The 13,686-nt window shown below is 67.8% G+C and carries 11 protein-coding genes; 7 read left to right on the top strand and 4 right to left on the bottom strand.

Features of this window, described 5'->3' with window-relative positions; translation table 11 throughout:
* The first annotated feature begins 1 nt into the window (after position 1).
* Positions 2–418: a DUF7919 family protein gene (locus OHB44_RS22940; RefSeq protein ID WP_330438212.1), complete on the top strand. Its 417-nt coding sequence runs from the start codon at positions 2–4 to the stop codon at positions 416–418.
* A 456-nt stretch (positions 419–874) separates the two neighbouring features.
* On the opposite strand, the gene OHB44_RS22935 is transcribed toward OHB44_RS22940, so the two are convergent.
* A complete protein-coding gene (locus OHB44_RS22935; protein ID WP_330438211.1) occupies positions 875–1,141 on the bottom strand; it encodes a hypothetical protein in 267 nt (88 codons plus the stop codon).
* On the opposite strand from OHB44_RS22935, the gene OHB44_RS22930 reads away from it, so the two are divergent.
* Both OHB44_RS22930 and OHB44_RS22925 read left to right on the top strand, forming a co-directional pair.
* Positions 1,118–1,543, top strand: a complete 426-nt coding sequence (locus OHB44_RS22930; protein WP_330438210.1) for a pyridoxamine 5'-phosphate oxidase family protein — start codon at positions 1,118–1,120, stop codon at positions 1,541–1,543. The two genes, OHB44_RS22935 and OHB44_RS22930, sit on opposite strands and share 24 nt — an antisense overlap.
* A 216-nt stretch (positions 1,544–1,759) precedes the next feature.
* Complete coding sequence (locus OHB44_RS22925) at positions 1,760–4,312, top strand: excinuclease ABC subunit UvrA (protein WP_330438209.1); 2,553 nt, start codon at positions 1,760–1,762, stop codon at positions 4,310–4,312.
* A gap of 180 nt (positions 4,313–4,492) precedes the next feature.
* Here the strand turns inward: OHB44_RS22925 and OHB44_RS22920 are convergent, their stop codons facing one another.
* Both OHB44_RS22920 and sigJ read right to left on the bottom strand, forming a co-directional pair.
* Positions 4,493–6,550, bottom strand: coding sequence for an MMPL family transporter (locus tag OHB44_RS22920; RefSeq protein ID WP_330438208.1), 2,058 nt, complete (start codon positions 6,548–6,550; stop codon positions 4,493–4,495).
* Positions 6,551–6,654: 104 nt separating this feature from the next.
* Positions 6,655–7,596, bottom strand: coding sequence for an RNA polymerase sigma factor SigJ (gene sigJ, locus OHB44_RS22915; protein WP_330438207.1), 942 nt, complete (start codon positions 7,594–7,596; stop codon positions 6,655–6,657).
* A gap of 330 nt (positions 7,597–7,926) precedes the next feature.
* Between sigJ and OHB44_RS22910 the strand changes: the two genes are divergently transcribed.
* Positions 7,927–8,589 carry a DoxX family protein gene (locus tag OHB44_RS22910; RefSeq protein WP_330438206.1) on the top strand — a complete coding sequence of 221 codons (663 nt, stop codon included), beginning with the start codon at positions 7,927–7,929 and terminating at the stop codon, positions 8,587–8,589.
* A 125-nt stretch (positions 8,590–8,714) separates the two neighbouring features.
* Entirely contained in the window at positions 8,715–9,836 is a 1,122-nt protein-coding gene (locus OHB44_RS22905) for an NAD(P)/FAD-dependent oxidoreductase (RefSeq protein WP_330438205.1), read from the top strand.
* Positions 9,837–10,015: 179 nt separating this feature from the next.
* On the opposite strand, the gene OHB44_RS22900 is transcribed toward OHB44_RS22905, so the two are convergent.
* A complete protein-coding gene (locus OHB44_RS22900) occupies positions 10,016–11,560 on the bottom strand; it encodes an OmpA family protein (protein WP_330438204.1) in 1,545 nt (514 codons plus the stop codon).
* A 368-nt stretch (positions 11,561–11,928) separates the two neighbouring features.
* Between OHB44_RS22900 and OHB44_RS22895 the strand changes: the two genes are divergently transcribed.
* Positions 11,929–12,534: a TetR/AcrR family transcriptional regulator gene (locus OHB44_RS22895; RefSeq protein ID WP_330438203.1), complete on the top strand. Its 606-nt coding sequence runs from the start codon at positions 11,929–11,931 to the stop codon at positions 12,532–12,534.
* A gap of 50 nt (positions 12,535–12,584) precedes the next feature.
* Complete coding sequence (locus OHB44_RS22890; protein WP_330438202.1) at positions 12,585–13,646, top strand: amidohydrolase family protein; 1,062 nt, start codon at positions 12,585–12,587, stop codon at positions 13,644–13,646.
* Positions 13,647–13,686 lie beyond the last annotated feature (40 nt).

Raw genomic sequence — 13,686 nt, 5'->3', positions numbered from 1 at the left:
CGTGACGTACATCCCGGACCTGGCGCCCTATGACTACTACCCGGGCGCCCCGGACGCCATTGCCATTGGTTGGCTGGATTCGAGCAGGTCCTTTACTGCAGGAGCCTGCCCCCGAGACGTTCGAGATCGCTTGGTGAGGCTCGGTGCCAGACCAGTGCGGCTCATGCGTGGGTACCACTACTGCCAGTTCTGCGAGGCAGCGGTCGAGCCTCTGCGCGTGATTCGGGCCGACATTTTGCTCTACGAAGCTCCCGATATTGCGCGCGGGAACGGCGAGATCTGGCTCACCGGAGTGGACGGGACGAACTTCGCTGCACCGGTGCTGATCGGCCACTACGTTGAAGAGCATCCCTACCTGCCACCTGATGGCTTCATCGAGGCGGTTCGGACCGGTGTCCCCACCCCCGGCGTCGCATAGTGAGGATCCGGCTTCTGCCGCGCTCGGCTGGCAAGTGAAGGTCAGCCGCACCGGCACCGCAAGATGTCCGTTGACCTCTCCACCTAACCTCGCTGGTGACAACCACTGGGCCGACGGGTTGCGGGTGCGCTGTCGGACGTGTTGTCCGCCGGTTCCCCGTCCGCGTCGTTGCAGTATCGCTTGGGCCTGCTCGAAGGTCGCGTCGTCGATGAGTGACTCATGGGTGATGTCCTTTGGAGACCACCCATTTGTCGCGGACGTTCCAGCGCATCACGCCGGTGTGACCCATTGCCACGTCGTCGACGTCGAGGTGGCCCGCGACACCTACGTCGACCCCCGCGCGGCGGACGCATCCCACTCGCGCCCGGCGAGCCGTCGTCGGGGCCTCGGGTCTGCCGACGTGGGTAGGTCGACCGGCAGGACTTCCTGCGAGCGTCGTCAGTCCGGCTGTGCCGTTCACGTGGTGTGCGCGAAACCGATGAAGAAATCAAGACACAAGGTGTCAGGTTTTGGGTCGAGCATGGGTTGCTGGTCGACGCCGATGGTGCGGCGTAAACCGGAAACTCGGATAGATACGAACAGATAAGGACTTTCGTGCGTGAAACTTCGGAGGAACTCACCGGGCTTCAGGCTCTCCTTGATGCCTCCCTGTCCCGTTCCACCTCGCACCTCCGCTCGATCATCAGCACCGAGCGCACCTTGACCGCGCAGCAGCTCACCCACGTCCTCAGTGGCATGTGCACCCTCGCCCTGTCCACAGTGACGGCGAAGGGCGAGCCGCGGATCAGTGGTGTCGATGGGCACTTTCTGCACGGCAAGTGGCTCTTCGGTACGGCGCGCGACTCGGCCAAGGCGCGCCACCTCTCGGCGCGGCCCGCCGTGAGCGCCGCGCACATGCGCGGTGAGGACCTGGGCGTGTTCACGCACGGAAGGGCCGAGATCCTCAACCCCCAAGACGGCGAGCCGGCGGAGGACTGGCCGGACCTGCTCGCGTACCTCAAGGACTTCTATGGCGAGGAGCTCTTCGACTGGGACAACGACGTTGTCTACTACCGGCTGCAACCGCACTGGATGGCCGCCTACGCGCCCGACGTCGCGAAGCTCACTGCGCTGTCCCAGCCCTGATCCCCCAGCAGTGGCCGGATCGGGACCAGCCACGTCATGAGAGATCGGTGAGGCATCCACGCAGGTCCCCTGGACGGCGACCTGCGGTGAAGCGCGTGTTCGGTTGCTCGGCAGGGGCAGGGGCAGGGGCAGGGGCAGGGGCTGCGCGCCCATGCCCTGCCTCGTGGGCGAGAGGGTGGACGAAGGTTGACTGAAATCGGATCGGGCGTCGCAAGGATGGGACGCGACACCATCGACGTGGTGGGGGCTCGTACCAACAATCTGCGGGACGTGTCCGTCAGCATTCCCAAAGGACAGCTCGTCGCCTTCACCGGAGTGAGCGGCAGCGGCAAGACCTCGCTGGCCATCGACACCCTGCACAACGAAGCCCAGCTACGGTATCTGGAAGGGCTTTCGCCGTTCGTACGGCAGTACATAACGCAGCGCAACCGGCCGAAGGTCGACCGCATCCTGGGCCTCGGCGCGACGCTCGCGGTCGACCAACGCCGCCTGAACCGTAACCCCCGTTCCACCGTCGCGACGATCACCGGCATCGACGGGCACCTGGGGCTGCTGTACTCGCGCCTTCCAGGGATCGGCGCAGACCCGGCGGTGGGGAGTGGAAACGAGCATCTGACGACCGCTCACTTCGACCGCAACACGCCGGAAGGGAGCTGTGCGGACTGCCACGGGGTGGGCGGGCGCTGGCAGGCGCAGGAGGACCTGGTCATCACCCACCCGGAGCTTCCGCTCTTCGAGGGGGCCTCGCCCTGGTACGCGAAATGGCGGTCGGGGGAACACGCGTTCGTGCCGGCGCTTGCCGAGAAGCGGGGCGTCGACCTCGGCCGGTCGTGGCAGTCGCTGCCCGAGGAGTTCCGCCGTTGCGTGCTCCACGGCACGGGTGACGAGAAGATCGAGGCGACCGTCGACATGACGAACAGGAATGAGCGGGCCCTGGTGACCTACACCTCGAGCCAGCCGCTGCGGGGCGCGCTCGCCGAGGTGGAGCGGGTGTTCGTGAACGCCCAGACGTCCAGCGCCAAGCAGCGCTACCTGCCGTACATGCGCAAGCAGCCCTGCGGCACCTGCGGCGGCAGCGGATACGACGAGGTGGCCCGGTCCGTGCGGCTCGGCGGACTGACCTACCCCGACCTGCTCGAGGTGGAGGTGCGGGAGGTACGCGACTGGGCTAAACGCGTCGCGGATGAGCTGGACGCCCGGCAGCGTGAGGTGGGCGAACCGCTGCTGCAGGACCTCGGCCGCAGGCTCGGAATCCTTGACCGGCTCGGCCTGGCCCATCTCCAACTGTCCCGGAGCGCAGCGACACTGTCCGGGGGTGAGTTGCAGCGCACCCGACTCGCCGCGCAGCTCAGCACCGAACTGAGCGGCATCATCTTCGTCCTGGACGAGCCCGGCACCGGGCTGCATCCGGCGGACAAGGCACACCTGCTCGACATCGCCCTGGAGCTGCGCGAGGCCGGCAACACCGTACTCCTCGTCGAGCACGACCCGGAGCTGATCGCCCGAGCCGATTGGGTGATCGACATGGGGCCCGGCGCCGGCCGATTTGGCGGTGAGATCCTCGTGTCCGGGCCTCCCGCCGACGTGGCCGCTCATCCCACGTCGCTGACCGGGCGCTATCTGGCCGGCGAAGGGCCGCGGCTGCACCGGACCCGCCGCCCGGCCGGGGACGACACCGACTGGGTGGAGCTGCACGGCCTGCGTGCGCACAACGTGACCGCGAGCCTGGTGAGGTTCCCCGCCGGTCGGCTCACCTGCCTGACCGGCGTGAGCGGCAGCGGCAAGAGCAGCCTCCTCGCCGCGCTCGGGGCGAGCGTGGGGGCCGCCCTGGACGGAACGGCGACCGACGCGGTGCGGGAGGTGACCGGCGTCGAGGGATTCAGCTGGGTCGCCGTCGTCGATCAGGAACCGCTCGGGCGGACGCCGAGATCCAACCCGGCGACGTACAGCAAGGCGTTCGACATCGTCCGCAAGCTGTTCGCCGAGACCGACATCGCGCGCGGGCGCGGGGTCGACGCCTCCTGGTTCAGCTTCAACACCGCAGGCGGTGGCCGCTGCGAAACCTGCACCGGTTATGGCCGAAAACTGGTCGACATGCACTTCCTGCCGGACGTGTGGGTGGTGTGCGACGCGTGCGAGGGCCGCCGCTACAAGCCTGATGCGTTGGAGGTTACGTACCGGGGATTGGCCATCGATCAGGTGCTGGAGCTCACCGTCGCCGAGGCCGTGGAGCAGTTCTCCGAGCCCCGACAACTCGCAGAAACCCTGGGAGCTCTGAACCAGGTCGGGCTCGGCTATCTCCAACTCGGGCAGAGCGCCACAGAGTTGTCCGGCGGCGAGGCGCAGCGGTTGAAGCTGGCGTCCGCCATCCAACGCGGTGCTGCGAGCCGCAAGGCTGGTCTCGTCGTTCTCGACGAGCCCGTCTCGGGCCTGCACCCGTCTGACATCCAGCGTGTGGTGGACGCGCTCGACGTGTTGCTGGACTCGGGCAACACCGTCGTCGTGGCCGAACACGACATCCCCGTCGCCGCGTCCGCGGACTGGGTGATCGACCTGGGGCCGGGAGCCGGTCCGGATGGGGGCGCGGTGGTCGCGGCGGGCGCCCCGGAGGCCGTCGCGACAGCCGACACCCCGACCGCCAGCTTCTTTCGGCGGTACGCGGCGGGCCTACCGCTCCTGGAGATACGTGAAGACCTGCGCTGCCCAGGGGCCGCGGCGGGTGCTGCCCCCCTGTCCGGGCACCAGTCGAGGAGGAGCGCCCATGCCTGATATCGGTGCGGAAGTGTGCGCCCTTCGGCCGCCGCCGCTTGTCCGCTGGGCGCGTTCCCCTCGGTTTGCGTCCGGCCCGGTCAACGTGTCACCCACCGAATTCAGCCGGAACCACGCGGTCAGGTTTCAGCCATACTGGGCCGTTCCAGCCCTCGCCGGACGGCCCAGTTCCGACGGTTGTCAGCTGCGTGCGCTCAGGACAGCGGGTTCCGGCGTGCCCGCCGGCGGCCGGGGGTCGTCGTGATGCGTGAACAGTCTGCTGGGCCACCACATCCATCGATCAACGTCCACTGTTAGTGCGGTGACCAGCACCGAGCGGACGATCATGGTGTCCAGTAGTACGCCAAACGCCACAGTGAACCCCAGTTGCGCCGCGAACACCAAGGGCAGTGATCCCAGCGCCGCGAAGGTACCGGCCAGGACCAGACCCGCTGAGGTGATCACACCGCCGGTGGCGGACAGTCTAGCCCGGGCACCCTGTCGGGTGCCGTGTAGCTGTGCCTCCTCCCGTACCCGGCTGACCAGGAAGATGTTGTAGTCGATGCCGAGGGCGACCAGGAACACGAACACTAGGAGTGGGAAGTTCGCGTCTGCCCCGGCGAAGTCGAACACGTGATTGAACACCAGCGCGCTCACGCCGAGGGACGCTCCGAGCGACAGCACCACCGTCGCCATGAGCAGCAGCGGTGCGACGATCGCCCGTAGCAGCAGTGCGAGGATGAGGAAGACCACGATCAGTACGACGGGGATGATCACTTTGGCGTCGCGGGCTGCCGACTGTTGTGTATCGAGTGCGATCGCCGTGCTGCCTCCGACCCGCGCATCAGCACCCTCGATCTTGTGGACCGCGGCTCTGGCCTGCTCGACTGTGCGCATCGCGGCCTTGCTGCCGGGCGCGTCCTCGGGCGTCCCGAGAACGAAGACGTCACCATCCTTGACCATCGGTGCCGCGACGTCGGTGATCCCTGGGACGCCTGACAGCGCGGTGACGACCTGCTCGGCCGAGGCGGCCTTGGCCACGACGTAGATGGGGTCACCGGACCCGGCCGGAAAGTGCCTGGACTGGATCTCCTCGCCGACGACCGCCTGCGGCTCGTTGGTGAACTGACCCTTGCTCGGGATCCCATCGGCCTTGAGCCCCGTCATCCCGATCGCCATGACGCCGAGGACGAGCGAGGTGGCGACCCACACGATCCGCGGGCGGCGGGAGATCGCGGTGCCGATCCGCGTCCAGATGCTGTCCCTGGCCGTTCCGACCGACCCGTACGACGGTTTCACCGGCCAGAAGATCCAACGGCCGCAGATGACCAGGAGGGCCGGCATCAGGGTGAGCATGGCAAGTAGCCCGACGACGATACCGATGGCACAGGCCGGGCCGAGGCCTTTTGTGGAGTTGAGAGTGGCCAGCAGCAGCACCAGCAGGCTGACGGCGACGGTCGCGGCGCTGGCGATGATCGCGGGACCGGAGCGGTACAGGGCTTCCGCCATCGCGTCGTGCCGGTCCTCGTGTCGCCGCAACTCCTCCCGGTACCGGGAGATGAGCAGTAGCGCGTAGTCGGTGGCGGCGCCGAACACCAGTACGGTCAGGATGAGGCTGGTCTGCGTGTTGACGACGAGTCCGGCGTTCTTTGCCAGCAGGTAGATCACCGCTTCTGCCGTGACCAGGGCGCCGCCCGCGGTCAGGAGCGGCAGCAGTGGCAGCAGTGGACTGCGGTAGGTGAACAGCAGGATGACCACCACTACCAACGCCGTGATCATCCCCAGGGCGCCTCCTCCGCTGAAGGCCGTTATCGAGTCGGATGCGTAGCCGGCCGGCCCGGTGACGTGGAACCCGAGACCGTTGGCGCTCTGTTGACCTATCGTGGTCATTTCGCCGACCACCGCGTGGGCACCGTCCCAGCCCTCACTGCCGTCGTCGACCTGCACCACTGTCAGGATGGCCTTGCCATCCTGGGACTTCGACGGCCCCTGTGGCTGCCCCACGACCTTTTCGATGCCCTGGAAGGCTTCGGCGTCAGCTTGGGCCTTGGCCATGTCCGCAGAGGTGACGCCCTCGGGCCGGTCATAGATCACGATCGCGGGCAGGGTCTCGGCGGGCTGGAACTTCTTTGCCTGGTCGAGGACCCTTGTCGCCTCCGCGTTGCTGGGCAGCCAGGCCGAACTGTCGTTCTTCTCGACATCGCCCAGGTTGGCGGCCAGCAGGAAGGCCGGCACCATCAGGGCGACCCAGACGGCCACGATTGCCCATTTCGCAATCCTGCCACTGGGCAAGGTCATCACTTTCCGCAACATGGGGATTCCTCAGTGCTCAGTCGACAAAGCCGTGCCGAAGCGGGGAGCGCTTACAGGCGTCCCACCGTCCATGGCCGGAGTTTGTCGGGGTGGCGTACCGCCCAGATGCGCTTGATCCGGTCGCCGACGACGTCGAAGGCGTACACCGATACGGTGACGCCGTCCTGCTGGGCGATCAGGCCGGGTTGGCCGTTGACCGTACGCTCCAGAATCGTCAGGTTTCGAAGTCTTCCCTCGAGGTGGATCAGGGAGCGGACGATCTGCTCGGCGCCTTCGATCGGGTGGAGCACGGCGCCGACAATGCCGCCGCCGTCGGCGATTGCCGTGGCGTTGGGGTCGAGAAGGCCGATGAGGGCGCTGATGTCCTTGGCTTCCCAGGCCTGTTTGAAATCCCTGACGATGTCGGCGCGTGGGGCTGTCGAGGTCGCGGGGGTCTGTGTTGCGCGTACGCGCCGACGGGCCGAGGAGGCCAACTGGCGGCACGCCGCAGGGGTACGACCGACGATGTCGCCGACTTCCGCGAAGGAGTAGCGGAAGACGTCGTGCAGGATGAACGCGACGCGCTCGGCCGGGGTCATCGATTCGAGTACGACGAGGAAGGCCATGGTGATCGACTCGTCGAGGGTGATGCGGTCGGCCGGGTCGATGGTGGTGGCGTCGGCCCGTCCGCTGATCCACTCTGTGGGTTCGGGTAGCGGCTCGGGGATCCATTCGCCCACGTAGGTCTCCCGCCTAACCCGCGCCGAGGAGAGCAGGTTGAGGCAGATCCGGCTGGCGACCGTGGTCAACCAGGCGCCGGGGGATTGGATCGCCTCCTGCTGTTGGTGGGACATGGCGTACCAGCGGGCATAGGTCTCCTGGACGGCGTCTTCGGCGTCGGCCAGGGAGCCGAGGAGCCGGTAGGCGAGATTGATCAGCTGACGCCGTTCGTTCATGACCGCGGTCAGGCTCGGATCGGGTCGGCCATGTCCTGGCTCGGTTGGTCTGGTCATGGTGTCGCCGACTCCCCTTGGTCGCGTCTGCCCTCACGTGGTTCGACAAGACAGCACACCGAACTGTGAGGTTCGCGCGTCGCCTCACATTCCGAGGCGCCCTGTTGTCGTACCACTGAGACGATCAGCCACCCAGCCGGCCCAAAGCGCAGTGAGACGGTGGCCTTTCCCTCCGTCCTGACGATCGCAACTGACCGGAACCCTGGCCCGTCCCGACGGCACCGATCACACCGCCGGCGTGGACAGCTTCTTCCGGCCCCGGCGGTCTACCTCCATTGCGCGATCCTGGCAATCACCGACACATCAGACCGATTTGACGAGGCGACTGAGATGCGAACTCAAGCGACCAGAAAGTTCCAGGAAGCGACCGACGAGAAGCCGGCTACCGTCACACGAAGCGGCTGGAACTGGAGCCGGATCCGCCCCATCGCCTTCTGGACCACGACGTTGGTAATCGCCCTCGAGTTGGCTGCTGGATCGGTGTGGAACCTGCTGACGATCGAATGGGTGGAAGTGCAGTTGCACCACCTGGGGTACCCGCACTTCTTCGCCTACATTCTCGGCGCGTGGCAGGCCGGCGCGGCCGTCGCGATCGTCGCGCCCGGGCTCCGGCTGCTTAAGGAATGGGCGTACGTGGGCGCCTTCTTCCTGTGGTCCGGTGCCGTGGCGTCGCACCTGTCAGTCGGTGACGGCCTTCAATCGTGGGGGGTGCCGCTGATGTTCGGTGCATGCGCGATCGCCTCGTGGGTGCTGAGGCCAGCCGACCGCCGGCTTCCGGAGACGCGGCTCCGTCGGGCCCGCCCTGCCGACGCTGGACCGGGTGGCTTCGGGCCGTTGGAGATCCGTCCTCGCTCCTGGGCAAGCCGTCCTCGCGCTTGGATCGTCCCGATCGGACTCATCGCTGTCCTGTATGCCGTCTCGTTCCTGACGCTACCCGTGATGGAAGACGTCATGCGTGAGCAGGCAGTTGAGCTCGGCTGGATCGACAGGTAACGAGTAGGGCCCCGACGTTGCGCTGTCCTGGGCGCACGACATCCGTGTCGGAACCGTTCAGGGCGCTAGACGGTCACGAATCTGCCCCGTCACCCGTCAACCAGCGCATATCAAAGGAGACGACCATGACTCACCGCCTGGTGGTACTCGGCGCCGGGTACGCGGGCCTCGGCGCCGCCAGGCGCGCCGCCCGCCGGCTGCGCCGCACCGACGTCGAGGTGACGCTGATCAACGCCACCGACCGATTCGTGGAACGAATCCGGTTGCACCAGCTCGCCGCAGGGCAGACCCTGCGAGACCGGCCGCTGCGAGCCATGCTGGACGGCACCGACGTGAAACTCGTCGTGGCCCGGGTCACCGCCATCGACGTCGACGCCAGGATCGTCCGACTGGACGCCGAGCCGTACACGGTCGGTTACGACACCTTGGTGTACGCGCTGGGCAGTGGCGCGGACGTTGGCAGCGTGCCGGGGGTACGGCAGCACGCGTTCACGATCGCGGAGGCGGCTCAGGCGCAGCGGTTACGGTCGCATCTGCTCGGTGCCTCGGCCGGCGATGTCGTTGCCGTCGTCGGCGGTGGCCTGACCGGCATCGAGGCCGCCACCGAGCTTGCCGAGGCATATCCGGGGCTACGGATCGAACTGGTGACGAGTGACGACCTCGGTGGTTGGCTGTCTCCGCCCGCGCGGCGCCACCTCGGCCGGGCGTTCGACAGGATGGGCATCGGCGTCCACCAGGGTGTGCGGGTCGAGACGGTCTCGGCGGCAGGCCTGCGCCTCGACGACGGGCGAGATCTCGACGCGGAGGTCGTCGTCTGGACGGCCGGTTTCCGGGTGTCCGTGCTGGCCGATCGGGCCGGCCTGGCCGTCGACGGCCGTGGCCGGATGATCGTTGACGAGACCTGTCGATCGGTGTCGCACCCGCAGGTGTACGGGATCGGTGACGCCGCAGCGGCACCCGCACTCGGCGGCGAGACCCGGATGTCCTGCCAGACCGGCCTTCCGATGGGTCTGCACGCGGCGGACGCGATCGCGGCCGTTCTGAACGGACGGACGCCGAGGCCGCTTCGGATCCGTTACGTCTGGCAGAACATCAGCCTCGGTCGACGGGACGGGATCACCCAGTTCACCCGAGCCGATGACTCCCCGATCGGTGCGGTACTCACCGGCCGGTCCGCCATAGGCTTCAAGGAGGCGATCAGTCGCAGCACGGTGTACCGCCTGCGCCACTCCGGCCCGGTGCGCTGAGGGGAAGGCCCGGCAGTGGTGTCGTCATCGTGGAGGTGACGTCGTGGCGCACGCTGACGGCGGCGAGCACCGCAGCGACCAGTCCGGACAGGACGCGTCGAGATTCACGAGGTTCTTCCTGATGGTCAACAGGGTGAGTGCCCGGATGGATCGAAGTGGGCAGGCAGCGCGGGATGCCGTTACTGAGTGGGGACGTCGAGGTCGCGGAACGGGCCGATCTTGACTCTGAGGGTGTCGGCGGTGTCGGGTAGGGCGAAGAGGGTCCAGAACTCACGGGTCTGGCCTGGTGCGAACTTTTCGGTGTTGATGCGGACGCCGGAGACGGCTGTGCATGCGCAGTAGCTGTCCACGCCGCCGTCGGTGGGAACCTCGAGGCGGCCTGGCCGGTACTGGCGGCGGGCCGCGAGGTCGGTCAGGCGGACGTTGCTGGCGGCCTGGTATTTGTACGCCTCCCAGTCCTGAGCATGGTGCAGGTCTCTGAACCAGGCCTCGGACGAGCCCCTATTGGTGATCTTGTAGGTGAGCAGGCCGAGGCCTCCGGGTAGCCGGCGCAGGCCGGTGACCTCCATCGCGATGGGCTGACCGTCGGCCTGGGCGCTGCCGGTCAGGTCGGTCGAGCCGGTGGTGGTCGTGGTCACCGGTTCCTGGACAGCGGGTTGAGGTTTGGGGAAGGTCACCGTGACGCGGCGATTGCGGCGTTTTCCCTCGTCGCTGTCGTTGCTGTAGAGCGGGCGGCGTGAGCCGTACCCCTCGGTCTGGAAGCGGACCCCGTTCCTGGTCAGCAGGGCCGACAGGGCGTGTTGTACGGCCTGGGCGCGGCGCAGCGACAGTGGGTTGTTGATGGCGTCGGTGCCGGAGGAGTCGGCGTGGCCCGCCACCGTCACCACCGTGGCGGGCGAGGCGTCGATGAGCGTCGCCGTGCGGGCCATGACCGACCTGGCTTTGGGGGTGAGGGTGGCCTTGTCCACCGCGAACAGTACGTCGGCGGAGAGGTTGACCTGTAGGTCCTTGCCGTCGTCGGCGGTTTCCTCGGACTTGTCCAGGGATTCGGAGGGGAGGACGAGGCGGCGGGTGACGGGGGTGACGGGTTCGGCATCGGGGTCGGGGAAGTCGCCGGCCGGAGCGTCGTCGCTGATGGGCACGTTGAGCATCGGTGGGCCCACGGGGGTGACGACGGTTGTTGTCGCGGGGTTGCCCGACGGCGCGGGCAGCACCGCGTAGACGCTGATCGACTGACCAGGGCGGATGAAGCGGCTGGGGACGTCGCGGTCCACCGCGCTGCACAGGCAGGGGGAGCTGGCGGGTTTGTAGGGCAGGAGCCAGGTCCGGGCCTGGGCGTCGAGGACGCCAATGCCGGAGGCCCATCTGATCTCGCCGAGCGGGCGGGTGTGGTCGCCCATCTCGCCGGGCCAGGACAGGTGCTTCTCGGTGCCGGTGTTGGACAGGCGGATCTGGGCGATGAGGTGTTTGCCCTTGACGCGGTTGAGGCCGACGACCTCGACCTTGAGATTCTCGGTCATGGTGCTGCGGGTTCCGGCCAACGCCGCGCCGGTGCTGGCGCCGCCGGTGGCTGCCGGAGTGTTGGAAGCGGGCGGGGACGGGGAGTCCTTATTCGACGGTTCCTCGCACCCGACCATTGCCAGGGTGAGTACGGCGCTCAGGGCCAGCCTTCGGCTGGAGCTGGGGGAGGCGTCCTGCCATCGGAATTGACGGAGCTTGGTCATGATCCTCGTTCTCGGTCGATGCGGTTGGTTGCGAGTGGACCCCGGGGTGGCGCAACAGGTGGTAGTGCACGCCGTTGTTCGGACCGGGCCGCGTCGGTTGTGCCGGCCTATGCCCGGCTCCTGCCTTTCCATCGTGGTCTCACCACACGCACTGGACGAAGCTTCATCCCGTCTTGTGACAGCCACGACCACCTCCCCCGCCGAGGACTGTCCAGGGTGGGAGTTGCCGGCGGATCCTGTAGTGCTCACTACAATTAGAGTGATCGTTACGGTAGATTCGTGGCCCCGGCATCGTCAAGGTCGCGGTGAGGCGAGAGGTGTGCGGAATGACAGGGACACGGGCAACGCGCAGGAAGCGCGCCAACGGCGTGGAGTCGCGGCAACGCATCCTCGACGCCGCCGTGCAGATCGCGAGTGAACGCGGGTATGAGGGGACCTCGATCGCGGCGGTGAGTGCCCGCTGCGGGTTGCCCGCGAGCTCGATCTACTGGCATTTCAAGGACAAGGACGACCTGCTCGCCGCAGTGATCGAGCGCAGCTTCGAGACCTGGCTGGCGGCCGTCGACCTGCCCGGCGAGGAAACCGGTACGCCGCTGCAGCGTTTCGTCGCCGTCGGTGCGGCGGTGGCCGCGTCGCTTGTCAACGCCCCCGACTTCCTGCGCCTGGGTCTCATGCTCGCCTTGGAGCGGCGGCCCGAGGAGCCCCGAGGGCGGGCCGTGTTTCTCCAGGTCCGCGAGGTCGCCCGACAGAGGTTCATCGAGATGATCGAGACGCTGCTGCCGGACCTCGATCCGGGGGACGTGCGGACCGTCGTGACGTACGCCCTGGCCGGGGCCGACGGACTGTTCCTGCAGCGCGAGATCCACGGCGATGCCGTCGATCTCGCGGCGATGTTCGAGCTGCACGCGCGGCTGGTCTACGAGGCGGCCCTCCGGATGGCCCCAGGGGCTTCCCATGACCATGCCAAGCCCTAGCTGAGGTCAGCGGTGGTGGTGGTGTCTAGCGCGTCGAGAGGAACCACAGCATGACCGGCCAGTTAGCCAGGATCGACGTCCATCAGCACATCCTGCCGCCCTTCTACCGCGCCCTACTCGCTGAGGCCGGCATCGCAGCGGCGGGCGGTCGGGCGCTGCCCACCTGGACACCCGAGTCCGCACTGGACCAGATGGACCTGCTCGGCACCGCCGTGGCCCTGCTGTCCGTCTCGACCCCCGGCACCAGCTTCCTCACCAGCCCGACCGAAGCCGGCGACCTTGCGCGGCAGCTCAACGACTACGCAGCGGGGCTGGCCGCCGAGCATCCAACCCGATTCGGGTACTTCGCCACCCTGCCGATGCCCCACATCGCGGCCGCCACCACCGAGGCCCGTCGCGTCCTCGACGAACTACGCGCCGACGGCGTCACTCTGCTCGCCAACAGCAACGGCGACTACCTCGGTGGCCCCGACCAGGATGCACTGTGGCAGACCCTGGACGAGCGCGCCGCCGTCGTCTTCGTCCACCCCGCTGACCTGCCCGGACCAGCCATCGACGGCATCCCACCGTTCGCCGCCGACTTCCTGCTCGACACCACCCGAGCGGCCTACCTCCTCGTCCGAACCGGCGTCCTCCGGCGATACCCCAGAATCCGGTTCGTCCTCAGCCACGCCGGAGGCTTTCTGCCCTATGCCTCACACCGCATGGCCCTGGCCATCGCCGCCGACACCGCACGCAGCCCGCTGGACATCCTGGACGACTTCCGCACCTTCTACTTTGACACCGCCCTGTCCTCGAGCCCGGCCGCCCTGCCCACCCTGCTTGCCTTCGCCCGACCCGGGCGTGTGCTTTTCGGCAGCGACTGGCCCTTCGCGCCCATCCCGGCCGGGCAGTACTTCGCCAACGGAATCGACACCTGCCTCGAACTCGGGCAACTGCGAGCGGTCAACCGCACCAACGCCGAAGCCCTCTTCCCGCGCCTGGCCACCGGCAGCACGCCAGACCCCGACCATCGGGTGGCCGCGCGCCTGCAACGGGCAGCGCAGCGGAGCGCCGCCCGGCTCTTCTTCCGACTCGTCCAATCCGGCAACGGCGAGAGGAAGAGCCCGTGAACGCCACTGTGGACCGTCTGTTCGGCGGCGTCATGAGCCG

This window comes from Micromonospora sp. NBC_00821 (assembly GCF_036347035.1).
Classification (GTDB): Bacteria; Actinomycetota; Actinomycetes; order Mycobacteriales; family Micromonosporaceae; genus Micromonospora; species Micromonospora hortensis.
The sequence above is the reverse complement of the archived record's forward strand: the minus strand, read 5'-3'. Positions and strand labels throughout refer to the sequence as shown.

What these genes read in the sequence shown, in the direction of transcription:
- OHB44_RS22925 (WP_330438209.1), top strand. Translation starts at nt 1,760, where the DNA reads ATGGGACGCGACACCATCGACGTGGTGGGGGCTCGTACCAACAATCTG.
- sigJ (WP_330438207.1), bottom strand. Translation starts at nt 7,596, where the DNA reads ATGACCAGACCAACCGAGCCAGGACATGGCCGACCCGATCCGAGCCTG.
- OHB44_RS22910 (WP_330438206.1), top strand. Translation starts at nt 7,927, where the DNA reads ATGCGAACTCAAGCGACCAGAAAGTTCCAGGAAGCGACCGACGAGAAG.
- OHB44_RS22905 (WP_330438205.1), top strand. Translation starts at nt 8,715, where the DNA reads ATGACTCACCGCCTGGTGGTACTCGGCGCCGGGTACGCGGGCCTCGGC.
- OHB44_RS22900 (WP_330438204.1), bottom strand. Translation starts at nt 11,560, where the DNA reads ATGACCAAGCTCCGTCAATTCCGATGGCAGGACGCCTCCCCCAGCTCC.
- OHB44_RS22890 (WP_330438202.1), top strand. Translation starts at nt 12,585, where the DNA reads ATGACCGGCCAGTTAGCCAGGATCGACGTCCATCAGCACATCCTGCCG.